The organism is Streptomyces hirsutus (assembly GCF_001418415.1).
Taxonomy (GTDB): Bacteria; Actinomycetota; Actinomycetes; order Streptomycetales; family Streptomycetaceae; genus Streptomyces; species Streptomyces hirsutus.
The window spans coordinates 1-22,196 of the sequence record NZ_LIQT01000003.1 but is presented as its reverse complement, the minus strand read 5'-3'; the positions used below and the strand labels follow the sequence as shown (position 1 = coordinate 22,196).

The 22,196-nt window shown below is 68.2% G+C and carries 22 protein-coding genes, 4 pseudogenes and 1 CRISPR repeat array; of the genes and pseudogenes, 13 read left to right on the top strand and 13 right to left on the bottom strand.

Annotated features, from left to right (window positions below; translation table 11 throughout):
- Positions 1 to 359: 359 nt before the first annotated feature.
- Positions 360 to 527, top strand: a pseudogene (locus AOK11_RS38805) (IS6 family transposase); the annotation flags it as partial.
- A 191-nt stretch (positions 528 to 718) separates the two neighbouring features.
- Here AOK11_RS38805 and AOK11_RS00335 read toward each other — a convergent pair.
- A complete protein-coding gene (locus AOK11_RS00335) occupies positions 719 to 1,858 on the bottom strand; it encodes a PucR family transcriptional regulator (RefSeq protein ID WP_055591574.1) in 1,140 nt (379 codons plus the stop codon).
- 86 nt (positions 1,859 to 1,944) lie between these two features.
- On the opposite strand from AOK11_RS00335, the gene AOK11_RS00330 reads away from it, so the two are divergent.
- The 5 genes and pseudogenes from AOK11_RS00330 to AOK11_RS38800 form a co-directional block, all read left to right on the top strand.
- A complete protein-coding gene (locus AOK11_RS00330; RefSeq protein ID WP_055591573.1) occupies positions 1,945 to 3,000 on the top strand; it encodes a ferredoxin reductase in 1,056 nt (351 codons plus the stop codon).
- Positions 3,001 to 3,007: 7 nt separating this feature from the next.
- Positions 3,008 to 4,126 (top strand): fatty acid desaturase family protein, encoded by a 1,119-nt coding sequence (locus tag AOK11_RS00325; RefSeq protein WP_055591572.1) that lies wholly within the window; start codon positions 3,008 to 3,010, stop codon positions 4,124 to 4,126.
- Between the two features lie 300 nt (positions 4,127 to 4,426).
- Positions 4,427 to 4,870 carry an ATP-dependent DNA ligase gene (locus tag AOK11_RS00320; RefSeq protein ID WP_240497159.1) on the top strand — a complete coding sequence of 148 codons (444 nt, stop codon included), beginning with the start codon at positions 4,427 to 4,429 and terminating at the stop codon, positions 4,868 to 4,870.
- Positions 4,786 to 4,965, top strand: coding sequence for a hypothetical protein (locus AOK11_RS43270; RefSeq protein WP_167353751.1), 180 nt, complete (start codon positions 4,786 to 4,788; stop codon positions 4,963 to 4,965). The genes AOK11_RS00320 and AOK11_RS43270 overlap by 85 nt, the downstream gene beginning before the upstream one ends.
- Before the next feature lie 29 nt (positions 4,966 to 4,994).
- Positions 4,995 to 5,390, top strand: a pseudogene (locus AOK11_RS38800) (transposase family protein); the annotation flags it as partial.
- Here AOK11_RS38800 and AOK11_RS46565 read toward each other — a convergent pair.
- Positions 5,372 to 5,575 (bottom strand): annotated as a pseudogene (locus AOK11_RS46565) (IS630 family transposase); the annotation flags it as partial. The pseudogenes AOK11_RS38800 and AOK11_RS46565 overlap by 19 nt on opposite strands.
- Before the next feature lie 60 nt (positions 5,576 to 5,635).
- Here AOK11_RS46565 and AOK11_RS00310 point away from each other — a divergent pair.
- On the top strand, positions 5,636 to 6,901 hold the full coding sequence (locus AOK11_RS00310; protein WP_055591570.1) for an IS701 family transposase: 1,266 nt from the start codon (positions 5,636 to 5,638) through the stop codon (positions 6,899 to 6,901).
- Between the two features lie 111 nt (positions 6,902 to 7,012).
- Here the strand turns inward: AOK11_RS00310 and AOK11_RS46560 are convergent.
- Together AOK11_RS46560 and AOK11_RS00295 are read right to left on the bottom strand one after the other, a co-directional pair.
- Positions 7,013 to 7,896: pseudogene (locus AOK11_RS46560) on the bottom strand (IS630 family transposase); the annotation flags it as partial.
- Between the two features lie 91 nt (positions 7,897 to 7,987).
- Positions 7,988 to 8,455 carry a hypothetical protein gene (locus tag AOK11_RS00295; protein ID WP_055591567.1) on the bottom strand — a complete coding sequence of 156 codons (468 nt, stop codon included), beginning with the start codon at positions 8,453 to 8,455 and terminating at the stop codon, positions 7,988 to 7,990.
- A gap of 259 nt (positions 8,456 to 8,714) precedes the next feature.
- Between AOK11_RS00295 and AOK11_RS00290 the strand changes: the two genes are divergently transcribed.
- From AOK11_RS00290 to AOK11_RS00270, 5 genes are all read left to right on the top strand, one after another.
- Complete coding sequence (locus tag AOK11_RS00290) at positions 8,715 to 9,176, top strand: hypothetical protein (RefSeq protein ID WP_055591566.1); 462 nt, start codon at positions 8,715 to 8,717, stop codon at positions 9,174 to 9,176.
- A 265-nt stretch (positions 9,177 to 9,441) separates the two neighbouring features.
- A complete protein-coding gene (locus AOK11_RS00285) occupies positions 9,442 to 10,179 on the top strand; it encodes a phosphotransferase (RefSeq protein ID WP_055591565.1) in 738 nt (245 codons plus the stop codon).
- A 216-nt stretch (positions 10,180 to 10,395) separates the two neighbouring features.
- Positions 10,396 to 10,710, top strand: a complete 315-nt coding sequence (locus AOK11_RS43750; protein WP_338058897.1) for a hypothetical protein — start codon at positions 10,396 to 10,398, stop codon at positions 10,708 to 10,710.
- 72 nt (positions 10,711 to 10,782) lie between these two features.
- Positions 10,783 to 11,616, top strand: coding sequence for an IS5/IS1182 family transposase (locus tag AOK11_RS00275; RefSeq protein WP_055591564.1), 834 nt, complete (start codon positions 10,783 to 10,785; stop codon positions 11,614 to 11,616).
- Between the two features lie 462 nt (positions 11,617 to 12,078).
- Positions 12,079 to 13,761 carry a PIN domain-containing protein gene (locus tag AOK11_RS00270; protein ID WP_157869250.1) on the top strand — a complete coding sequence of 561 codons (1,683 nt, stop codon included), beginning with the start codon at positions 12,079 to 12,081 and terminating at the stop codon, positions 13,759 to 13,761.
- A gap of 167 nt (positions 13,762 to 13,928) precedes the next feature.
- Here the strand turns inward: AOK11_RS00270 and AOK11_RS42590 are convergent, their stop codons facing one another.
- Positions 13,929 to 14,420 (bottom strand): hypothetical protein, encoded by a 492-nt coding sequence (locus AOK11_RS42590; protein WP_157869249.1) that lies wholly within the window; start codon positions 14,418 to 14,420, stop codon positions 13,929 to 13,931.
- Positions 14,417 to 14,947 carry a hypothetical protein gene (locus AOK11_RS00260; RefSeq protein WP_055591561.1) on the bottom strand — a complete coding sequence of 177 codons (531 nt, stop codon included), beginning with the start codon at positions 14,945 to 14,947 and terminating at the stop codon, positions 14,417 to 14,419. Before AOK11_RS00260 ends, AOK11_RS42590 begins: the two co-directional genes overlap by 4 nt.
- Positions 14,948 to 15,661: 714 nt before the next feature.
- Here AOK11_RS00260 and AOK11_RS00255 point away from each other — a divergent pair.
- Positions 15,662 to 15,859 carry a hypothetical protein gene (locus tag AOK11_RS00255; protein ID WP_055591560.1) on the top strand — a complete coding sequence of 66 codons (198 nt, stop codon included), beginning with the start codon at positions 15,662 to 15,664 and terminating at the stop codon, positions 15,857 to 15,859.
- Between the two features lie 274 nt (positions 15,860 to 16,133).
- Here AOK11_RS00255 and AOK11_RS00250 read toward each other — a convergent pair whose 3' ends face one another.
- The 7 genes from AOK11_RS00250 to AOK11_RS00225 form a co-directional block, all read right to left on the bottom strand.
- Positions 16,134 to 16,970 (bottom strand): hypothetical protein, encoded by an 837-nt coding sequence (locus AOK11_RS00250; RefSeq protein ID WP_055591559.1) that lies wholly within the window; start codon positions 16,968 to 16,970, stop codon positions 16,134 to 16,136.
- 645 nt (positions 16,971 to 17,615) lie between these two features.
- On the bottom strand, positions 17,616 to 17,879 hold the full coding sequence (cas2, locus tag AOK11_RS00245; RefSeq protein ID WP_055591558.1) for a CRISPR-associated endonuclease Cas2: 264 nt from the start codon (positions 17,877 to 17,879) through the stop codon (positions 17,616 to 17,618).
- Positions 17,880 to 17,886: 7 nt separating this feature from the next.
- Positions 17,887 to 18,867, bottom strand: a complete 981-nt coding sequence (gene cas1b / locus AOK11_RS00240; protein WP_055591557.1) for a type I-B CRISPR-associated endonuclease Cas1b — start codon at positions 18,865 to 18,867, stop codon at positions 17,887 to 17,889.
- 1 nt (position 18,868) lies between these two features.
- Entirely contained in the window at positions 18,869 to 19,366 is a 498-nt protein-coding gene (locus AOK11_RS00235) for a CRISPR-associated protein Cas4 (protein ID WP_055591556.1), read from the bottom strand.
- Positions 19,363 to 19,506 carry a hypothetical protein gene (locus AOK11_RS42585; protein WP_157869248.1) on the bottom strand — a complete coding sequence of 48 codons (144 nt, stop codon included), beginning with the start codon at positions 19,504 to 19,506 and terminating at the stop codon, positions 19,363 to 19,365. The genes AOK11_RS00235 and AOK11_RS42585 overlap by 4 nt, the downstream gene beginning before the upstream one ends.
- Positions 19,507 to 19,589: 83 nt before the next feature.
- A CRISPR array of direct repeats spans positions 19,590 to 20,215; the repeat unit is 30 nt; unit sequence GTCCTCATCGCCCCTTCGAGGGGTCGCAAC.
- Between the two features lie 259 nt (positions 20,216 to 20,474).
- The gene (locus tag AOK11_RS00230; protein WP_055591555.1) at positions 20,475 to 21,194 is read right to left on the bottom strand and encodes an IS6 family transposase; all 720 of its coding nucleotides are present in this window, start codon (positions 21,192 to 21,194) and stop codon (positions 20,475 to 20,477) included.
- Positions 21,195 to 21,597: 403 nt separating this feature from the next.
- Positions 21,598 to 21,777, bottom strand: coding sequence for a DUF6417 family protein (locus AOK11_RS00225; RefSeq protein ID WP_055591554.1), 180 nt, complete (start codon positions 21,775 to 21,777; stop codon positions 21,598 to 21,600).
- Positions 21,778 to 22,196: the final 419 nt, after the last annotated feature.

Sequence of the window (22,196 nt, the reverse complement as noted above, 5' to 3'; positions counted from 1 at the left end):
CGCCGGCGCCGCTCCGCACGATCCCCGGAGGTGACCCGCGATGACGCACAGCACCGGTACCAGGCACGGTGACAAGGCCCGTTCCGCGACCGGCCACTGCGGACGACGCCGCCGAGATCACCCGGCTGCGCTCGCAGCTCGTCCTGAACGAGTCCCTCGACGAGGAGTGGCTCGTCATCTGCCGCAACCAGCTCGCACACCGGCTGCGGCCCGAGGGCGGTGCCCGCGCCTGCTTCGTCGACGCGCCGGGCGGCGGGCTGGCCGCCTGCGCGCTCGCACCGGTCCACCCCGTCCTGTCGGCCCCGAAGTACCCCAAGGGGCTGGCCGCCCGAATCCACGTCGTGGCCACCGAACCCGCCTCGGTCGGCGGGACGCAGCGCTTCCTGTCCGCGTTCAGCGGCATCTCACCCCGCTTCCGGCCCCGCCGCCACCTGATGACCGCCACCGACTACCGCGCCGAGATGACCGTCCGCTTCGCCGTCCGGAACCAGATCACCGGCAGCACCGGCCTGCCCACAACAGCCTGACCCGGACCGCCGCCCGAGGCCGGCCCGCGCCCCGACACGTCATCAGGCACTCACATACTCGACAACGTGACAGCGCCCAGTCGGCTGAATACCGCTCTTCCCCGGGCCGCATGAGCCATCTGATGGCACCGAGAACGAGGCACGGTTCCTGGACCGCTCGCGGACGCAGTCGTGGACGGTCGAAGTACGCGTCAGCCGACCCGAAGACCGACCGCCAGCGTCAGTTCAAGGACCCGGTGTGGCGATGCGAGATCCGGAAACAGCTCCCGCAGCTGCGACATCCGGTACCGGACTGTCTGGGGATGGACGAACAACGCCGCCGCCGCCTCGTCCCGCCTGCCCTGGTGCAGCAGCCACGCCCGCAACGTCTCCTCCAGCCGCCGTGCGGTCGCGACAGGCAAGGTCCGCAACGGTGCGAGGGCTCGGGCACGCAGGTCTGCGAACGCGTCCACGTCGGCGCTCAGCACCAGCTCGGTCAGGTGGTCCTCGGTGTCGCGAATATCAGAGGAGAGGGAGCGCGCGCGTATGGCTCGTGCGTATGAGGCGGACGCACGAGTCCATGGCCGGGCCGGGCCGACCACGGCGGTGCGGTCGGTCAGCTGCCGCAAGAGATGTGATCGGTCGGCATCGGGGACGAGCAACACACCGGTGGCGTCCGGCAGATCGTCGAGGACGAGGGTGCCCGGGTCGAGCACGCGGTAGGCCGGCCGGGCCTGGGCGGCGGGCAGCAGGACCGCGGTCAGCGAAGCCGGAGGCTGCCACCCGGCCCGTTGGACAGAGGCCAGCAGCACGTCCGGGTTCGCGCCGGCGAGGAGGTCGCGGGCCAGGTGTTCCAGGTGGCGCTCACGGGCCCTGCCCCGGGCGGCCAGTTCGTCGGCGTGGCCCGCGGCGCTCGCGGCGGAGAGCTCGTCGATGTAGGCGAAGGTCAGCTCGGCGAACTTGGCGACCTCGGCGGCGGGCAGACCTGCGGGTACGGCACCCGCTGCCAGGCATCGCCAGGCCACGCGGGCGCCGACGCGGTAGGCGCTGAGCAGGGCGTCCATCGAACGGCCGTCGCGCACCTCGCCGCGGCCCAGCTCGTAGGCCGCGTCACCGGCGTCGCCGCCTGTGGCGTTCCCGCTCGCGAGGTCCAGGTAGTGCCCCAGGGCGGTGCGGACGGCTCGGCGGATGGTGGCGCCCATGCGGCCCGAAAGGGCGTTGGCGTAGGGAGGGACCTCGTCGATGATCGCCTGGACGACCTCGTCGGCGGTGGTCTTCAGCGCGCCCCGGAGTGCGGTGACCGTCGTCTCGTCCAGGGCCAGTTCGCTGGCCCTCCGGATTGCATGACTCACGTTTTGTTCCCTGCGAACAGTTCTGCCGACCAGATTCACGTCCTGCGGTCAGGACTTTACGCCGTGAGGCGCAGCAAGCTGAAGTCATGACGAGTGCAGCCCTGCGCAGCAGGGCGTGGAAAATGCTGGAGATGGTCACGACGCCGCTGCTGCCGTCGGACTACCTCGACCTGGTCAGCCCGCTGCGTGCGGGCGCTGACCTGCGTGGGCGCATCGAGGCCGTGCATCCTGAGACGGGTGACGCCGCGACTGTCGTGATCAGGCCGGGACGGGGCTGGCGCGGTCACACAGCCGGTCAGTACGTGCGCATCGGGGTCGACGTCGACGGGGTGCGCCTGTGGCGTGCCTACTCCATCACCTCGCCGACCAACCGCCAGGACGGCCGCGTCACGATCACCGTGAAGGCGGTCTTGGACGGCAAGGTCAGCAACCACCTGGTCCGCAGGGCGAAACCGGGCACGCTGATCCAGCTCGACCAGGCGACCGGTGACTTCGTGCTGCCGCAGGCCAAGCCCGCCAAGGTGCTCTACCTGACGGCCGGCAGCGGCATCACGCCCGTGATGGGCATGCTGCGCGACATCGAGTTCGACGACGTCGTCATGATCCACTGCGCGCCACAGCCGCAAGACGTGATCTTCCGCAACGAACTGCACGACCTGGTCGCGGACAAGAAGCTGCGGCTCACCGAGGTGCACACCGCCACGGACGGCATGCTCGACATCGCCCGTCTCGATGAGCTCGTGCCCGACTGGGCCGAGCGCGAGACCTGGGCCTGCGGGCCCGCGGGCCTGCTCGACGCCGCCGAAGAGCACTGGAGCGAGCACGGCGTCCAAGAGCGCCTGCACACCGAACGCTTCCGCCCCGGCATCGTCGTCGCCGGCGACGGCGGCGAGGTCACGTTCAGCGCCACCGGCAAGACCGTCGACGCGGACGGCGCCACGCCGTTGCTGGACATCGGCGAGGAGGCCGGCGTGCTCATGCCCTCCGGGTGCCGCATGGGCATCTGCTTCGGCTGCGTCACGCCGCTCAAGGCGGGCGCCGTCCGCGACCTGCGCACCGGCGAGATCACCGAGGCCGAGCCGGGAGTCCTCATCCAGACCTGCGTGTCCGCCGCGGCGGGCCCCTGTGACATCGAACGGTAGGAGCACCTTGACCGCCATCGACCCCACCGCCCACCTGACCACGGAGCAGATCGAGGAGCTGGGCCGCGAACTGGACGCGATCCGCGACGAGGTGATCGCCAGCCGAGGTGAGAAGGACGCCGCCTACATCCGCAAGGTCATCTCGGCGCAGCGCAAGCTCGAGCTGGTCAGCAGGGGCGTGCTGTTGTTCTCGATCTTCCCGCCCGCGTGGCTGCTCGGCACCGCCGGGCTGTCCGTGGCAAAGATCATGGACAACATGGAGATCGGCCACAACATCATGCACGGTCAGTGGGACTGGATGCGAGACCCGAAGATCCACTCCACCACCTGGGAGTGGGATCACGTCTCGCCGTCCGAGCAGTGGAAGCACTCGCACAACGAGCTGCACCACACGTACACCAACGTGATCGGCAAGGACAACGACCTCGGCTACGGCATCATGCGCGTCGACGAGGACCAGAAGTGGCACCCGTTCCACCTCGGCCAGCCGCTGTGGAACCTCATCAACGCCTGCTTCTTCGAGTACGGCATCGCAGCGTACGACCTGGAGCTCGGCAAGAACCTGCACAAGCGCCGCCGCAAGAACCCGGAGTTCCGCGCGCGGGCCAAGGCCGTGGGCCGCAAGATCCGCAAGCAGGTGCTCAAGGACTACGTGATCCACCCGCTGCTGTCGGGCCCGTCGTTCCTCACCACGCTCGCCGCCACGTTCACCGCGAACCTGGTCCGCAACATCTGGACCCACTCGGTGATCATGTGCGGGCACTTCCCCGAGGGCGTGCAGGTCTTCGAGCGCCGGTCGATCAAGGGCGAGACGCGCGGCCAGTGGTACCTGCGCCAGATGATGGGCTCGGCAAACATCAGCGGCAGCAAGGCCATGCACTTCATGACCGGCAACCTGTCGCACCAGATCGAGCACCACCTGTTCCCGGACCTGCCGAGCAACCGGTACGCCGAGGTCGCGGTGAAGGTGCGCGCGCTGTTCGAAAAATACGAGCTGGAGTACGTCACCGGGCCGCTACCCAAGCAGGTGTTCTCCGCGTGGCGCAAGGTCTTCCGGCTCTCGCTGCCGAACAAGAAGCCCAAGGTCAAGACGCCGGACCGCGAGCAGGAGCTCGTCGCGGCCTGATTCCCGGTATTGGTTCAGATCTTTCGGCCGTACCGGCGGCACCGCCGGGTTCGGTGAGACCCGTTGCGGACGGTGGGCGGCCGCGACATCAGACCGTACGACACGGGATCCGGGCAGCCCGGTGTCCGGCTGCGCTGCCTGGACGTGCGCCAGGAGCTCAGCACACAGCCCCCGGCGAGGTGTTGTAGTGCGCTGACCTGCCGTGGTCGGGCCGGTAGTCGGGTGCGTACGCGCACTCGGTTTGCCGACGGGCGGGCTGAGTGGAAGGCATGGGCTGTGACGTGGACACTGCCGGAACCGATGCTCGCCGCCCCTGTGTCCGACCCTGCGCTGCTGCCGGGGTGGGCGGGTGAGCCGAAGTGGGATGGGTTCCGGGCATTGGTCTCCGTCGACGCGGGCCGGGTGGCGCTGCGCTCCAGGCGCGGCACCGAGACGCTTCCGGCGTTTCCGGAGATTGGGGCCCGGGCCGCGCAGTTACCGGACGCGACCGCGCTGGACAGCGAGTTGGTCGTATGGGACGCCGCGGGCCGCCTCGCGTTCGAGCGGTTGCAGAACCGGCTTGCCCGGCGCGGTGCCGGTGCGGCCCGGGCGGTGGAAGAGTGGCCGGCCCACTTCGTCGCGTTCGATCTGCTGAGGCTGTCCGGGACGGAAACGACCTCGTGGACGGAAAGCTGGACTGGAGTTACTTCGACGGCGAAGTCCACGAGGCGGTCAGGGCGGATCACCCCCTCACCCAGCGGATGATCGCCGAGATCGGGCTCGGCAGCGTCGACCCGGACCCCGACTTCCCCACGAGCGGGACTGTAAAACGTTCGGCTCTGTCCCGTAATCGGTGGTGACGAAGGGTGACGGCTGTCGTTGTTCTGGTGTGCGTAATGTCAACGAGCTTGTGAGTGTGGTGTTTTCGGGGCTGTCAGCCCTCGTCATTGAGGGTGTACAGGACGAGGGCGAGGTCATCCGGGTGTCTGCGCGGACCCGGGACGATCCGGTGCCGTGCCCGGCATGCGGGGCGCCGACGGCCAAGGTGCACGGCCTGCACGGCCGGACGCTCGTGGACGTGCCGGTGGACGGGCGGCGGGTCGTGGTGTCGGTGCGGGTTCGGCGTCTGGTCTGCCCGGTGCTGGGATGTCCGCGGCAGACCTTCCGCGAACAGGTGCCGGGCCTGGTGGAGCGCTACCAGCGCCGTACTCCACGCCTGGCCCGCCGACTCGGCTTCGTGGTCAAGGAGTTACTGACTTCGGCTCGTCAAGGTGAGGCTGGGTCGTCGAGGGTCAGGCCGGTGCCCGCTATGAAGCCGTCGAGGGTTTCGGGCCGGTACTGGAGGCGTTTGAGCCGGTTGCGCACGAGGGCTTCGAGCCGGTCGAGGGCGACCACGGCGAGGTTGGCCAGACTGCGCTTGACGTGCGCCCATACCCACTCGACGGGATTCAGGTCCGGCGAGTAGTAGGGCTTGGTCAGGTCGGCGTTGATGGTGCGTGTCCTGTGGGTCCGGTGTGTCGTTGAAGATGCGTGACTCCGGAGGAAATTGCATCTGTGCGTAGCGAGTTGGAGGACTTCGCGGCGGAGGTTTTCGAGCCGTTCGCGCGTAATGATCAGCGTCGGTGGGGGCAGGTCTACTTGCGGGGTCTGCTCACCGATGGGCAGCGCAAGTCGGTCGAGCCGATGGCGGCCCGGCTGGGTGAGGACGGGAACCGGCAGGCTCTTGCCCATTTCGTGACGACCAGCCCGTGGGATCCGGCGCACGTGCGGGCCCGGCTGGCCTGGAAGATGGAAGCGGCGATCCGGCCGAAGGCGCTGATCTTCGACGACACCGGCTTCCTCAAGGACGGCCATGCCTCGGCGTGCGTGTCGCGGCAGTACACCGGCACCGCGGGAAAGATCACCAACTGCCAGGTCGGCGTCTCGCTGCATCTGGCCTCGGACCATGCCTCGGCGGCGGTCGACTGGCGGCTGTTTTTGCCCGAGACCTGGGCGCCCGGGTCCGTGAAGGCGGATCCGGCCAAGGTCGCCCGCCGCACTGCCTGCGGCATTCCCGAGGACGTCGGGCATGTGGAGAAGTGGCAGCTGGCCCTGGACATGCTCGACGAGACCCGCTCGTGGGGGATCGAGGTGCCGCTGGCCATCGCGGACGCCGGATACGGCGACGCGGCCGCGTTCCGGCTCGGCCTGCAGGCCCGCGGTCTCCACTATGTGGTGGGCATCTCCACCACGCTCTCGGCCCAGCCCGGCGAAGCCGTGCCGGTGACCCCGCCATACAGCGGGAACGGGCGTCCGCCGGTGGCGAAGTACCCGGACAGGCCGCAGTCGGTGAAACAGCTGGTCACCGCCCTCGGCCGAAAGGCCGCACGGCCGGTCCAGTGGCGGGAGGGCTCCCGGCCCGGCGCCGGGCGCAGCGGCTTCAAGCGGATGTACTCACGGTTCGTGGCCCTGCGGATCCGGCCTGCCGGACGCGAGATCCGTCAGGCCGTCGACGGGCCGCAGCTGCCGGAGTGCTGGCTGCTGGCCGAGTGGCCCGCCGACGAGAACGAACCGGTCCAGTTCTGGCTGTCCGACCTGCCCGCCGACACCCCGCTGACCACTCTGGTCCGGCTCGCCAAGCTCCGCTGGCGCATCGAGCACGACTACCGGGAGATGAAACAGGCCCTGGGCCTGGCCCACTTCGAGGGCCGGACCTGGACCGGCTGGCACCACCACGTCACCCTCGTCTCCGTCGCCCACGCCTTCTGCACCCTGCAACGACTGGCCCGAGCCCCAAAAGACACGGCGCCGGCCTGAGCCTCTACCGCATCGTCCGCGAACTGCAGACCCTCCTCGCAGCCTGGACCGGCGCATGCCCCACCTGCCACCGCGACATACCCACACCCACTCCGACCTGACCAAGCCCTAGTAGGCGGGCAGCAGGAAAACCGTCAGCCAGTCACGCTCGGCGATCAACTCACGCATGACGTGGGAGACGTGGGTGTTGAGCCGGTCCCACACCAGCACGATCGGCGCCTTGACGAGCTGATGGACACCGTCGACCAGCGCGATGAAGTCCCGCTCTCCCATGCTGCGGCGTTTGCCCTTGCCCGCGGGGTGGGTGCGCAGACGGTGGCACAGCCGGGTCCGGGAGCCGGGCCGCATCGCGATCAGTCCGGCCACCGACAGGCGCCCTGAGCGTCGTCCGCTGACCGTCACGACCGGGGTGCGGCCGCGTCGGCCCCAGGTGCGTCCTTTGGGCGGCCGCCGGGTGAAGCCCGCCTCGTCCTCGAAGCAGATGTATCCCCCGCAGGCCGCCCGGGCTCTTTTACCTCCTCCCAGGTCGCCTCCTTCCACACGGTGACGGCCTGCTCGTCGCGTTCCGCGACCCGCCGGGCGGGGACCTGCGGGCTGAAGCCGAGCCGGTGCATCAGCCGCGTCGCACCCGAGACGCTGTAGGAGACGTGGAACTTCCTGCCGATCAGCGTGGCCACCCTCGCCGCGGTCCACACCTGATCCTCCACCCAGCCGTGCGCGGCAGGTCCCTCATCGAGGTATGAGGCCAGCTTCTCCAGACAGCGCGGGGACAGCCGGCAGCGCGATCCACTCGGGCCGCGGGAGGCCAGAGCCTGCACGCCGCCGTCCCGCCACAACTGATGCCATTGGTAAGCCGACTTCGGGCTCACCCGCAGGCGCCGTGCCACCTCGGGCGGCTTGATCTTCTGCTCGAACAGCTCGGCCGCCTGCATCCGCACCGTCTCCCGGCGCTGACGTCCCGCAGGGGTCAGCCCGCCCCCATCCGCATACCTCACACACCACGGAATACAGCCACTACCCCAGGCCCATCAGGAACTTCAGGAAAGCTCACCCTGACGAGCCGAAGTCAGTATCGATCCGTGACCGTCAGGCAGGTGCGGCGCAGAGCTCGGAGACGATCGCGAACGACGTCGTTACCATCGGCACCGCCATGGCCGGGGGCATCACCGCGTGCGTGGTCTGGCCGTGCGCCATCCCGTTGCGGATCTGCCGACCATAGTCGAGGTATTCCGCCTGCCGGGCCGTCAGGACCCCGTCGGCGGCGCCCTGCTTGATGAGCTGGTGCAGCGGCTTCTTGCCCGCGTCCGGGATGCGGTCGCGCAGCACGATCTCCACCGCGATCAGGGAGTGCATGACCGCCACGGTGGAGAACTCGTAGCAGTAGTACGACTGGCGCAGCAGCTCGCGGGCCGTACGCAGGACGGTCGCCGCGGCCTCGGGCACGCCGTCGGGCACGACCAGGTCCTCAACGAGGTCGTGCATGTCGGCGTAGCTGCCGACGAAGTAGTGGGCGCATTCGTCCGGGACCGGGAACGGCAGCCGCTGCGTGGTCATCCCCGCAGTCTCCCAGTGGCACGCCCCGTCCGGCAGCGGCTTTTCCCGGGACGTCGCGCAGCGTGCCGGGACGGAGATTTCTCCCCTGCCGTAATGGGCGGAATATCGCAGGTAGCGGAACTGGACAAGGAGCAACGCGAGCGCCGACCAGGCGAGTCCACTCACCGTCCGTGCGCGGACTCTGTCCACAGGGCCGCGGTTCGAGGGTGGCTTCGAGGCCGCCGCAATCAGCGGGGCGGCCCGTACGCGAGGAGCCGGCATGCCCGACACCACGCCGCTCACCCCAATGACCCCGCACGCGGCCATCAGTGTCTTCAACTACCTCCGGGCCGTTCAGGCCGACGACGTCGACGCCGCCCGCGAGTTCGCTGGCGCCGAGCCGCGGATGCCGGAGCTGCTCGCCGACGTCGCCACCCGGATCGTCGTCCCCGTCACCGCGCTGCCCGGCCCGGACGCGGGCGAGCCGTGCGAGGACACCTTCGCCCTGGAGGCCCTCGGGCGCATCTTCGTGACCTCGCTGCGGATCTGGGCGCAGGCCGGGCCGGACGCGGCGGAGGGCATCGCCCGCGCGGTCATCAACTTCGCCGCGCAGATCCTCACCGACGACCACGAGGACGTCGCCGACACCCTCCGTCAGCTGGAGGCCGTCGGCGTGGGCCAGGCCCTCGAAGCGCACCCCGCACCGGCCGGTTCGCACCCGGTGCGCCTGACCGTCGTGTAGGGCGCACCGGGACGGCAGTGGTGCGGTGCGGCGCGCATCGGGGCCCGCGCCACCGCACCGCACCGCACCGCACCGCACCGCACCGAGCCTCCGTCAACTTGAAGTTGCAGGTCAAAGGGCTGGTGTGACCGGTTCTCGAGATGCTCACGCTGGTCGTCGGCGGCTGTCTGCGGAGTAGATCATCTGGCGGAGTTGTCTCGGGGGTGGATCAAGCGTCGGGACAAGTTGTTGAGCGTTGGAGGTAGTGATCGGGCAGGGTGGACGGATGGCTGAGTCGTTTTTGCCCGGAGGTTTTGTCAATGCGGTTGTTCGTGTCGGGGAGACGGTGCGCCGTCCAGCGTCGGCTCGCACGAAGTTCGTGGGTGATCTTCTGAGGTTGCTTGAAGCCAGTGGCTGGCGTGGTGCTCCGCGGTATCTCGGTGTGGACGACGAGGGCCGTGAGGTCCTCAGTTACCTCGATGGCCATGTGGCATGGGAGCCGCAACAACCTGCCGCCGTGTTATCGGACGAGAGTCTGGTGACGGTCGCCCGGCTCGTGCGTGAGTTCCACGACCTGACGGCCGGCACCCCGCTGGCCGGAGACCAAGAGGTCGTGTGTCACAACGACCTGTCGCCCAAGAACACCGTCTATCGCCAGTCCAGTGGCGAGCTTCGCCCGACGGCATTCATCGACTGGGACCTTGCTGCGCCGGGCGCGCGGATCCACGACATCGCTCATGTCTGCTGGCAGTACCTCGATCTGGGCCCTTCGGTCACCGACGTCGAGGAGGCAGCCCGGCGCATGAGGCTGATCGTTGACAGCTACTTGCTGTTGGACCGGCAACGTCTCGTGTCCACGATCTTGTGGTGGCAGGACCGGTGCTGGCGGGGCATCAAGACCCAGGCCGATGCGGGTGACGGCGCCATGGCCCGGCTCCGGGACGCAGGGGCGGTGACGCAAGTTCAGACGGCCTATCAGTGGGTTTCCGATCATCGGGCTGCATTGGAACGCTCAGTGCGGTGAGCGCGTGGGCAACGGCCGCAGCCGGTTCGCTGATTCCATCCCGCGGCAGTCGGATGGCCTTCTACGATCCGACGCATACTGGATCCCGAACTCCTGGAACGGATCACCGCGCGCCGTGCGGAACTGGACGAACTCGAAGAACAGCTGGCCAAACAGCTGGCGGAGGTGCGGGCCGAGCGCGACGAACTCGCCGTCGCCGAACGTGTCCTTGACCGGGTGAGCGAGCAGCTTGCCGACGAACGCGCCTCGGCCGCGCCGACGCCCGGGCAGGTGGGCGGCCGGGCGGTGATGCTGATCCCGCACCGCACGCCGGATGTGGAAGAGACCATGCTCCCGCCGGACTACCAGCGCATCCTTGCCGCCGTGCGGCAGGCCGCCGGACCGGTCATGGCCCGCCAGGTCGGCGAGGTGCTGGGAGTCGACGTCACCGTGCGGGCCAGGCTGGAACCGCTGCGGGGGAGGCTGGTCAGACTCGTTGATCGCGGCTGGCTGCGCAAACTGCCCGACGGCCGCTTCACCACCCGCCTGTGACCGGGGACGCCATCGCCCGGAGTGCTGCGCCACGGGCGTAACCACGGTGCCCCCGGCGGCCGTTGGACTTGTGTGACGAAAACCAAAGAACGCGCCGAGGGCACCTGCCCGCTTGTCTACCAGTGCCGTCTGCCGCTGTCCACGCGGACCGTCAACCACCTCGCCGGTCTGCTGCGTCGCCATCTGAAGGCGATACGGTCCAGGTGGCGGGTCCTGCCGCCCGGACGGATCGCGGTGATCGTCCTGGCCGTGTTGCGCCACGACCAGCGCCTGGCCGACATGGCCGGCGGCAACAACGTCTCCGAGTCCACCGTCCGCCGATGGCGCGACGAGCTGATCGCCCTGCTCGCCGCTCAGGCACCGCGCCTGGACCGCGTCCTGAAGAAGGTCGCCAAACGGGGCGGGGAGGTGGTCCTGATCGACGGCACCCTCATCCCCACCCAACGCCGCACCGGCAAGGCCGACCGGCGGAACTACTCCGGCAAACACCACCATCACGGCCTGCACTTCCTCGCCCTCACCGACGAGAAAGGCCGCCTGATCTGGATATCCGCCGCCCGGCCCGGCCGCACCCACGACATCACCGCCGCCCGCCACGACCACATCCTGGACCACCTGCGCTCCGCCGGCCTCGGCGCCCTCGCGGACCTCGGATTCCGCGGCCTGGACAACGACGTACGCGACCCCGTGATCATCACCGGCTTCCACGCCAGCCGCACCCACAAGCTCACACCCGGCCAGAAGACGGCCAACCGCGTCCTCGCCGTCGGACGCGCACCGGTCGAACACGGCTTCGCCCACCTCAAGAACTGGCGGACCCTCACCAAGCTCCGCACCGACCCCGCCCACGCGACCCGCCTCCTGCGCGCCCTGCTCGTTCTGACGAACCTCGAAGTCAACCGCTGACAGACGATCTACTCCGCAGACAGCCGCCGACGACCAGCGTGAGCAGCCCGAGAACCGGTCACACCAGCCCTTTGACCTGCGACTTCAAGTTGGCGGAAGCTCACCGCACCGCACCGCACCGCACCGCACCGCACCGCACCGCACCGCACCGCACCGCACCGCACCGCACCGCACCGCACCGACCATCATGGTGCGCTCCATCGGCATCGCCGCATCACACCAGGCGCGCGCCACGGCCGGGCGGGCTCCCCTATCACACACCCCCTTGACCACGACCTGATCGCCAGCCGAAACAGCCCGTGTCAAGGGGAAACGTCCTCGGTAGCAGACCTGGACAAGGGGGTGCAGCAGAGTTGGACAAGGGGTCGCGCGCCCCCAGCCGCACCTGGCCAAGGGGGGATTCTGTGAGGCAGTCCAGCCGGGTGTAGAGCGCCCGTCCCGCAGGCCGGTACCGACGTCAAGGTGCCCACCGGCTCCGGGATTCAGGGTGGGAGTCGCTCCGTCGTCAGCGCCGAGCGTGCCGACGACGGTGTCGGGCGGGGGGATCGTTTTTCGGTGGCGGTTGAGATACTTCCTCCCGAAGAAGTCGGGGAGGCTCTTTTGATCATTTTTGATACGAACGCGGTGAACCTTCTGCAGCCCGAAGGACCCACAGCGGACATCATCAGGAAGCTGCGGCAGTCGGGACACCATCGGGTCGCCGTGCCGTGGATGGTCCTGGAGGAGATGGCCGCCCACAAGGCGCGGTACTACCCCGACAAACACCAGCGGGTCCTGAACACCCTGGAGAAGTTGCAGGAAGATCTGCCCTGGGAACTGAAGAGCTTTCTGGAACCTCTGGACCTGGAGCGTCTCCTGGACCACTGGCGGGACGCTTACGGAGAGATATTCGAGGTCATCGAGACCAGCAACGCGGCGCTGCGCAGGGCGTACCAGCGGGAAGCGATGGCTCTTCCGCCGGCGAAGGCGGTCAAGGATCACGCTGAAGGCGGCCGTGATGCGGCGATCTGGTTCTCCATCCTGGAATTCCTCAAAGAGAACCCTGACCAACACGTCTACTTCGTCACCAACAACACCAAGGACTTCGGTGACGGGAGCTCCTACCGGTACCCGATGAACGAGGATGTCCGCGGGCTCGAAGACCGGCTGACCATGCTCAAGGGCTTCGCTCAGGTCGTCTCCGAGTTCACCAAGGAGGTGTCCGGGAAAGAGGCGGAGGACGCTGCCGCGCAGTTGTTGACATCGTCGGCTGTCCGCGACGGTGTGGCGGAAGCGGCGCTGGGGTTGAACAGACTCAACGGCTACGACGGCCTTGGCGAAGGCGGCTCCGCGGAACGGTGGTTCGCCTGGTCCGGGACGCCCGACGTTGAGCTGCTCGCCGTCACGGGCGTGACAGGGCACGCGATCGAGGGAACTGTCTGGTACACGGCCGAGGCGAAGTGGCTGCTGTACGGCCTCGCGGTCGACGAAGTGGAGTCCATCGCCGGATACGTCGCCTGTGTCTGGGAGACGAAGATTCTCTTCTCCGCCGGAGACGGCATGGGTCCAACCCTGCTTACCTCGGGCGAGCCGGTACCTCCGGATACCGACGACGAACCCTGTATGAAGCTCCTGCACGAGCTCAAGAAACGAGTCACCGACTTCGCAGCAGCCGCCAAGCGCAACGCCCTCGCGGCCCGGACACCTGCGGAACAGTTGGTTTCCAACCGGCTCGCCGCCACACTCGCAGGCCTTGATCTGTCCAGCGCCCAGCGCGCCCGGCAAGCCATCGAGCAGGCAGGGCTCGCCAACGGCTCGTTGCAGCACCTCGCCCGCCAAGCCGCCGAACACCAAAAGCTCGTGAACGGCCCCATTCAACAGCTCGCACAGCGGATGGCAGCCGATCAAACCGCGCTCTACAAAGCGATCAACGCTCCGGGGATCCGTCTCGCCCAGCAGGTCGCTGCGCAGATGGCCGCGGCCATGCCCCAGTTCGATCTCAATCTGCCACAGGTCGACACTGTTCTGCCCCGAATCGACATCCCCGGCTACACACCCCAGCCGCGAAGCGATGGTGGCGAAGCGCACCAGGATGATGCCGGACAGACTGGACAGCAGAAAGCATCCGGCCCCGACACCCCGGAAAGCGCACCAGACCGAGAGTGACCTCCGCGCTGTAGGTGGAGAGCGCGAACCTATACCGGGCCCCGGGGACGTCAAGGCTGATCCCCCGGGGCCCGTGGTATGTGCCAGAACCCTTTCACCGGCAGCAGGACGACGGCAGGCAAAAATAGGTCCCGGGAACCGTCTCCGCTCGCAGCCGCCGCCTCGGGTCAGCGTCGGTAGTCCGGATCGGCGACCAGCCAGCGGCCGTGGACAAGGTGCATCAGGAAAGTCAGCCCGTGGACAAGGGTCGGCTCGGTGAAGACCTTGCGTTCCTGGCCCAGCTGCGCCAGAACGACGAGCTCGGCATCGGGGCCGATGACGCGGGGTCGGCTCGCCGCGCCCATCTGATCGGTGTCCAGGTGCCCGAACGACTCCACGTACGAGTTCAGCTCCGCGACCGCGAACCTCGATCGCAGAGGCCTCGGAGCGGTTCCTTGCATGAGTTGTTCAACGGTTCGCTCCGTGTCTGATGCTGGAGTCGGCGGGAGGTTGGCCTCCAGCCACGCTCGGGCTCGTGCCCGTTGCAGTTCAGGAGCGGTCAAGTCCCAGGCAGTCTCGAAGTCTCGGTCATCGACAACGGCCTGGAGCCACTTCCAGGCTGCTTGGACAGGTCCGTCGATGTGCGCCTGCATCTCGTCTTCGGTCTGATTGAACGTCACAGCTGACAGGGTATGACCCGCCACCGACACCACCGTTCGGTGAAGGCGAGGCGTGACCGCTTGGAGGCACGCCTCGCCACGTCCGGACGGACCGGGGCGGTCAGGTCGACGTCGGTGGTGCCGGCCGCGCCGCGGGGCCGGTTGCGGACCCACTTCTTGAGGTCGCCGATGCGGTAGAGGAGTTCGGCGCCGCGTTTGTCGGCCGAAGCGGGGAAGTCCGGGTCATTAGCACCCATCTGGATGCCGACCTGGGCGGCGGCCGTCGCACCGGCTTCCACCAGCATGGTCTTGACCTGGGTCGTGATCTGTCGCATCCGGCCCGGCTCGGGGTTCGGTAAGGTCGCTTCGGCGTGGAGCTCCTGGGCGACGCGCTCAAGTTCCACGCGGTCCGGCTCGGACATGTTCAGCGTGCCGCTGATCTGGCCCACGTACCCGCCGAGCTGGACGAAGGCGCTCGGGTCGATGCCGGCGGTGTTGTTCTGGGTGAAGTCCTTCTGCTCTCCGATGATGACGCCCTGCGGGTTCACCAGAACGTTGTTGTAGGTAGCGCGGCTGGAGGCGTGGTCGGGGCGACCACCGTGACGGCTCCCGGGCCCCCACACCGTGCGGTGAAGGACCCCTACCGGGTTGCAGGCACTGGTGTCCAGGCTTTCCGCTGATCGAGAGCGAATTCCCGGCTTCTCCGAATGATGACTACCCGATGGGGCAATATCCTCGAACATCCCTGCCTGCCCTTGCGCCCGTGACCAGCTCGCGGTCCGTTCGGTGGGCAGGGGGATCACAGGCGTGGCTGCCATGTCTGGCGAGAGCCGCCGCTCCCCGCTCCGGCCAGAGAAGGAGGGAGCGGCGGCCGATCCCCCTCTCCCGAGGGGAAGTGATCTCGGCTACACGCACAGCGCATGGGCCGTTGCCCGACATCACTCGTTCGGTACCGCGTGAGCACAGGCGTTGTTGACGTGCCGTCGTATCATCAACCGGCGATTAGCCCGGTAGTGAACCGATTTGCCCGATCCTGAGCGAGGCGTCGCGGCACTATAAACGCAGGCCCGATCCCCTCGGTTCCCGGGGCTATTGCTGCGCGGGCACGGGGAAGTTGCCCGCGCCAAACGGGCCGTGCATTCTGACGCTCCCAGCGCGGTGGCCTTCTGGCCGGAGCCCGCCGATCGCTGGGTTTGCCACTCGCCAGACACCACCCGTGCGGTGCCCCAGCACCACCGGGCCAACACCTCAGGAGACCATCCGTGTCGACCACCCTGCCCGCCACGCCGCCTCCCGACCCGTCCGCTCAGGACGCCGACAACGACAACAGCCGTCACGCAGTCCACGTACGCGTCGGGCGTCACTTCGAGCTCAAGCTCTACCTCTCCCCCATCGTCCTGGCGGCACTGCTGGGCGGCGGCACCACCACCACCGCCCTCGCCATCGTCCTCGCCCGCTAACCCGCACCGGTGCAGGGGGCTGAGCCGGCCAACGGCTCGGCCCTCCAAGTACGTCACGGTCCGATCCGGACAGCCGGCCGCCACCTCGACTTCATCCGCGCCAGGCTCCAGCGAAGTTTGGTTGCGACCCACTCCACGACGTACCAGCAGTGCGCTGAGGGCGCCGCGGCCGTCGCCCTTGACCGTCGCCAGAGTCCACGCGAACCTCTGAAGCAGACGTCGACGGGCCGCACGAAAGACTTCGTGCGGCCCGTCACTGTGTCCGGCCCGGTGCTTACGGCAGATCTTCCAGCCGGGCGAGCAGGCCCGCGGCGGTGGCGACGGCCGCAATGGCGTCGGCGCGGGTCCAGGTGAAGTTCTCGGTGGTGCCTGAGTCGTCGTGCGGTGCTCCGCTGAACAGGGCGTAGGCGCTCTGGGTGAGCATCGCCCAGCGCTGTTCCTGGTCCCGTTCCCCGGCCTTCTTCTGTGCCGCCTGGTCGTGCACCTTCCGGGTGTTGCAGGCCTCGCGTACGGGATCGAGGGCCGCTCGGGCGAGGGCGACGGCGTGCTCGTACCGTCCGTCGCGGATCGCGGTCTTCGCTTCGCGGATCCGTCGTGCGCCGGTGGCCCGGGCCTCCACGGTGGTGACCGGGATGAGGACGTCGACGAAGGCGCCGGCATCGAGCTGGACGAGGGCGTTGCTCCACGTCGCATGCGGAATGCGGATGACCTCCTGGTCCTGGGCGACGGGCCAGTGCTTTGCGTACTCCAGAGCAGTCAGGGTGAGTTGGGCGCGCAGGGACAGGTCGGCGCCCGCGCGCAGCTTCTCCAGGCCGCGCAGCTGCTGGTCGGTCACGGTCGTCTCCAGCGTGAGCGTCTGCATGAACGCCTTCAGCCCGACCGGTCCCGAGGGGGCGTGCAGGACTCCGATCCAGCTCGCGGGGCTGGGCATCTCGTACGTCCAGAGGCTGCCGGAGACGAGGAACGGCGCGTCCACGGCGTAGTCGCCGCGGGCGGTCACCTCGAAGGTCAGGGCGAGACGGTGTACGTCCCATCCCTGGGTGAAGGTCACGTTCTGCTGCGCCCGGAAGTCGACGTTGAAGTCGTTGAAGCCGTATTGGAAGTTGGCCATCGTTCCTCGCCTGATTGAACTCTTGCCTGATGGTGGCAGGTCGCCCGGCCCCGGTGGCAGCGGTTTTCATAGAGGATCGCCCGGAGCCGCTGTCGCTCCGGGCCGTACTGACCGAGCTGGACGTTGGGTGAGCATGAAGGACGTCACCACCGCGAGGGGCGATGAGGACGCCGAGGACCTCGCCGCGGCGGTCGCGGACCTGTAGTTGTGACCCCTCGAAGGGGCGATAAGGACCCGCCCGGGCCAGCCCGCCGACGGAATCCCCGGCCTGTTGCGACCCCTCGAAGGGGCAATGAGGACCAGCACCTACGGACCCGGCGCCACCTACCTGTACAGGTTGCGACCCCTCGAAGGGGCAATGAGGACACGCCAGGACGGCGCACCCGGCACCCCAGGAGACAAGGGGTTGCGACCCCTCGAAGGGGCAATGAGGACTTGGTTTTCCTGCGGTCGGCGGACGGCTGGTCGTAGGGTTGCGACCCCTCGAAGGGGCAATGAGGACCCCACAGTAAAGGCCCTGGTGGCAGGTGGTCTTGCAGAGCATCCGTCGCCACATTTTGCAGCAGACCTCCGGTAGCGTCCTCCGCCCCGGTGTGGCGCTGCAATTCAGTGCGTGCCAGTGTTCGGTTTCCGATCTCATCCTGATTACAGCACGTCGCTGGGAGCTGGTTCGGCTGCGCCCCATTCGAGGCGTTGTGGGCTGGTACCGGGTGGGAAGGTGTAGACGAGGACGTTGTCGTACGTCAGGTCGAGGACGGATTCGACGGCGGCTTGGAAGCGGCGGAGCTGAGCGTCACTGAGCTGGCCTTCGAAGACGCTGCGCTGGACGTGGTGGAGGTACTGGCGGCAGGTTCGCAGGATGTGGGAGTTGCGTTTTGCGAGGGTGTCGTAGACGACGACCACGTACACGGTTTGGTCACCACCAGATTCTGAAGGGTTTGTATGGGGTGCCTTCCAGGCAGTGCCGGGTCAGGGCGAGGGCGTCGAGGTAGAGGAGTTCGTCGTAGGCGACGTTCCGGCCGAGGCTGCGGTGGGCGATGGTGACGGCAAACTCGTCACGGACGCTCTGTACGACGAATTTGCGGCCGGCTTCGCTGAGCATTGCCTGGTTGGTCTCGCGGTCGAAGTGGTGTTCTTTCAGCTGGTTGCGGTTGGCCATGCGTAGCAGGAGGCGCTCTGCGAAGAGGGGCTTGAACATTTCGGCGAGGTCCAGGACCAGGGAGTGACGCTGGCGTTCCATGCTGCTGTGCAGGAAGGCGATACCGCTGTGGAGTGGGGTGAGGCGTATGGCGGTGAGGACTCGTGCGTATGTGATGCCGTTGACGTAGCTGATGAAGGCGTTCCCTGCATTTTTCGGTGGGCGGCGGCTGCGTCCGCCGAGCTGCAGCCAGTCAGGGAGTTTCGTGTCGATGACTTCCCAGGCGGAGCGGCGGAAGGTTCCTTCGGCGCCCATGAGCTGGGAGGGGGTCTTGGCGGCGGTGATGGATTCTTGGAGGACGGTGTAGGGGCGGGTGAGGAGTTTGCGGTCGACGACGCGTTTTACGTTGAAGGCGGTGGCGTCGACGATGTCGCGGGCGATCTTCAGGCTGGTTTGAGGGTTCTCGGCGGTGCGTGCCTGGGCGAGGACGGTCTGGCCTGAGGTGCTGGTCTCGGAGGTGAGGAGGGAGCCGGCGTAGTCGCCGTAGTAGCTGAGGAGGTGGATGTTGATGCGGTGCCGGTTGAGGAGGGAGACGACTGCGGTGTTGATGTCGGTCTCGGCGCAGGCGACGATGTCGCGGACGTCGGTGACGGGGATGTGGACGTTGTCGGCGTTCTCGCGTTCGATGATGAGGGATTCGTCCTTGCGGCGGATCCGGCATGGGCTGGTGAGCCAGTAGGTGCGGGCGGTGGCGGGCATGTCATTCCGTCCAGCAGTAGTCGGTGTAGCTGCAGCCGCGGCAGGCGGATCGTGTGAGTCGCTCTGGTGAGTTGGGTTGGGCGGCGATCGCGAGGACTTCGGCGATGTCTGCTTCGGCCTGGTTTTCTGCTTCTGGGGTGTAGGGGAAGCGCTGTGTTCGGCGGGTTTTGGGGTAGTGCAGCACGGCTCCTTGGGCGTCGATGCCGACGCGGCGGAGTCGGTGGCAGTAGTGGCGTCCTTGTGCCTGGTCGGCCGGGCTGGGGCGGGCGGAGGATTTGACCTCGTGTACCCAGTGGCTGCCGTCGATGAAGTCCAGTCGGGCGGCGCCGAGATCGACGGGGGTGTTGCGGGTGTAGGAGGTGTCGTGGACGGCTTCGCCCAGTTGGACGGTGGTGCTGAGGTGCTCGGGGCGGATGCCGTGCAGGTAGAGCCAGAGTTGTCGGGGGCAGTGGTAGAGGTACTTGATATGGACGCCGCCGACATCTTCCGTATCGATCACAGGACTTCCCCGGGGTGGTAGGTCTGCTGAGGCAGGCCGCTGACAGTGAGCAGGCCGAGAACGGGGTCGTAGTCTGCGTCGACGATGCGGACCTTGAGCTGTTGTTCGTAGCGGGTGAGGGCTCCGGCCCAGTGCGGCATGGGGATCAGGTACTCGTCCGCGAGGAGCCTGCCGGTCTTGGGGTTCCCTGTGGCTTCGTCGAGGGCGGCGGCGTAGGCGTCGCGTCCTCATCGCCCCTTCGAGGGGTCGCAACGTCAGCGACTGCCGGATCTCGAGGAAACTCGTCTCGGTCCTCATCGCCCCTTCGAGGGGTCGCAACTCGTAGATGGCCTGCGACTTGCGGGCGACCTCGGTGGTCCTCATCGCCCCTTCGAGGGGTCGCAACGTGTCGCCGACGACGGGGTGACCCTCGTCAACCGCGGTCCTCATCGCCCCTTCGAGGGGTCGCAACTGGAAGAGCTCCACGTACTGCTCGGTGTCCCGCTGCGGTCCTCATCGCCCCTTCGAGGGGTCGCAACATCCCGCTCGCCCGCCGGAAGGGGAAGTGACCATGTGTCCTCATCGCCCCTTCGAGGGGTCGCAACCGCAGATCGTCCGCTGGCCGGCCCCGGACGGCCCGGTGTCCTCATCGCCCCTTCGAGGGGTCGCAACGAGTACAGGTAGGTGGCGCCGGGCCCGTAGGTGCTGGTCCTCATCGCCCCTTCGAGGGATCGCAACCCGACCCAGGCGACCTCACCCGCGCGGGGCTTGCCGGTCCTCATCGCCCCTTCGAGGGGTCGCAACTCGACGAGGGTGACGCGGGCGCCGGGCTTGCCCCACGTCCTCATCGCCCCTTCGAGGGGTCGCAACACGTTGACGACGGCCTCGGGGACCGGTTTGCCACAACGCACTGACTTCGGCGAGGGCGCCGCGGCCGTCGTTCTTTGGCAGGGCGGCGCGGCTCTGGACGTCGGCAGCGACCGCGCGGGCGTGCCCGGTAAGCTGGAGGGCGATCTGCTACGACGCGGGCCGGGCGGCCAAGCGCCTGAAGGGGCGCTGTCACGTTGTTGAGTGTGTGAGTGCCTGACGGCGCGTCGGGGCGTGGCGGGGCCGGGTTTCGGGCCGGTGCTCAGGCCGCGGCGGGCTGGCCGGCGGCGCCGGTGGCCTGGTCCCAGATCGCGAAGCGGATGGTCATCTCGGCGCGGTAGCTGGGGGCGGTCATCAGGTGGCGGCGGGGCCGGAAGTGCGGTGAGATGCCGCTGAACGCGGACAGGAACCGCTGGGCCCCACCGGTACTGCGGAAGCCCTTCATCGCGCGTTCCCGCTGCCTCGTCGGCTGATGACTGTTCTCGCCCCGATTGTTCAGGCCCTTGTGCGAGCGGTGCTCCACCGAGGGCATGACCTCGCGGTGCGCCGCGCCGTAGGAGCGGAGCTTGTCGGTGACGACCACCCGCGGCACCGTACGGGTCGTCTTCAGCAGCCGGCGGAAGAAGCGCCGGGCCGCGGCCTTGTCCCGCCGGTTCTGGACGAGGATGTCCAGGACGTTGCCATTCTGGTCGACGGCCCGCCACAGGTACTTCAGCTCGCCGTTGACCTTGATGAAGACCTCGTCCAGGTGCCACTTGTCCCCGGGCCGCGGCCGACGGCGGCGCAGTCCGTTCGCGTAGGCCTGTCCGAACTTCAGACACCAGCGACGCACTGTCTCGTAGGAGACGAGCACGCCGCGCTGCAGCATCAGCTCCTCCACCTCACGGAATGACAACGGGAAGCGGTGGTACAGCCACACGCAGTGGGAGATCACCTCGACCGGGTACCGGTGCCCCTTGTACGACGGTGGCGTACTGCCCACGGACAACCCCCTCCACCATGATCAACCCGAAGATCATCCCGCGCCATCAGCCAACGTGACAGTGCCCGGTGCACGCCTGGACGCGTCCGACCAGCCCGGTGAGCTCCTCGAGGGCCTGGTCGCGGGCAGCGTCGAACACGGCCGCGGGGTCGGCCCCGGTCACTTGGTGTTCTCGCCGTTCCGGTGTCGAAGGGTGCTCACCGGAGGAGCCTCCCACGCGCGTGGGATACGTCGCGACCGGTCCGCGAGTCGCATCCTGGGGCGCGCTCCGGGTCGCTTCCTGAGTCGTGCCCTGGGCCACCTCGGGGTTCGTCGGCGCGGGCCTTGGAGGTGTACCCCGCCCCGGGAGACAAGGGATGCCCCGCCGGGCGGCCGGTACGCCGACTCCTTGTCCGGGGAGCCCTCAGTTCTCCGACGGGATGCGCGCGGCGATCTCCTTCGCCAGCCGGTCCGCCTCCTGCGCCACCGTCAGCAGCAGCCGATCGTGCGCCTCCTCCAGGGGCAGCAACGCCAGCCGCTGGGCCGTGTGATCCACCGGCGCGTACCCGCTCTCGTCCGGGTCGAGGTGCTCGTAGTCATCCATGACCAGCGCAACGACCCCCGGGCGCCACGGTCACCCACAAGTTCTGGGGCGGCCCCACCGATAAACGATCACACCGACCAATGGCGGATATGGGAACGGGCATGCAGCATGGAAGACGGGCAGACCTTACGGGATAACGGTTTGAGCGCTGCCCCTGTCGAGGACCGCGCGCTGCTCTCGGACCGGCACTCGGCATTCTCCTGAACCTGACCGTACGATCGACCGGCTGTGCTTTCTCCTTCTCGAGAGTCGGTCGGCTTCCGCACGACCCTCGACGCCGGGCCCGGGCGTCGGCCCATCCGTCCGGTCGCCGGGTCGGCGCGGAGCGGCATCCGGGAGGTCCGCGGCCGCCCCGCCCCGACTCTGCCTGTCCGACGTGAATCCCGGCGCAGGAGAGGATTGAACCGCCCCGGGTTCGG

Excerpts from the sequence above, each read along its gene's own strand:
- AOK11_RS00330 (WP_055591573.1), top strand. The coding sequence starts at position 1,945 with ATGACGAGTGCAGCCCTGCGCAGCAGGGCGTGGAAAATGCTGGAGATG.
- cas1b (WP_055591557.1), bottom strand. The coding sequence starts at position 18,867 with ATGCCCGCCACCGCCCGCACCTACTGGCTCACCAGCCCATGCCGGATC.
- AOK11_RS00250 (WP_055591559.1), bottom strand. The coding sequence starts at position 16,970 with ATGGCCAACTTCCAATACGGCTTCAACGACTTCAACGTCGACTTCCGG.
- AOK11_RS00225 (WP_055591554.1), bottom strand. The coding sequence starts at position 21,777 with ATGGATGACTACGAGCACCTCGACCCGGACGAGAGCGGGTACGCGCCG.
- AOK11_RS00320 (WP_240497159.1), top strand. The coding sequence starts at position 4,427 with ATGCTCGCCGCCCCTGTGTCCGACCCTGCGCTGCTGCCGGGGTGGGCG.
- AOK11_RS42585 (WP_157869248.1), bottom strand. The coding sequence starts at position 19,506 with ATGCCGCACTGGGCCGGAGCCCTCACCCGCTACGAACAACAGCTCAAG.
- AOK11_RS00285 (WP_055591565.1), top strand. The coding sequence starts at position 9,442 with ATGGCTGAGTCGTTTTTGCCCGGAGGTTTTGTCAATGCGGTTGTTCGT.
- AOK11_RS00295 (WP_055591567.1), bottom strand. The coding sequence starts at position 8,455 with ATGACCACGCAGCGGCTGCCGTTCCCGGTCCCGGACGAATGCGCCCAC.
- AOK11_RS00290 (WP_055591566.1), top strand. The coding sequence starts at position 8,715 with ATGCCCGACACCACGCCGCTCACCCCAATGACCCCGCACGCGGCCATC.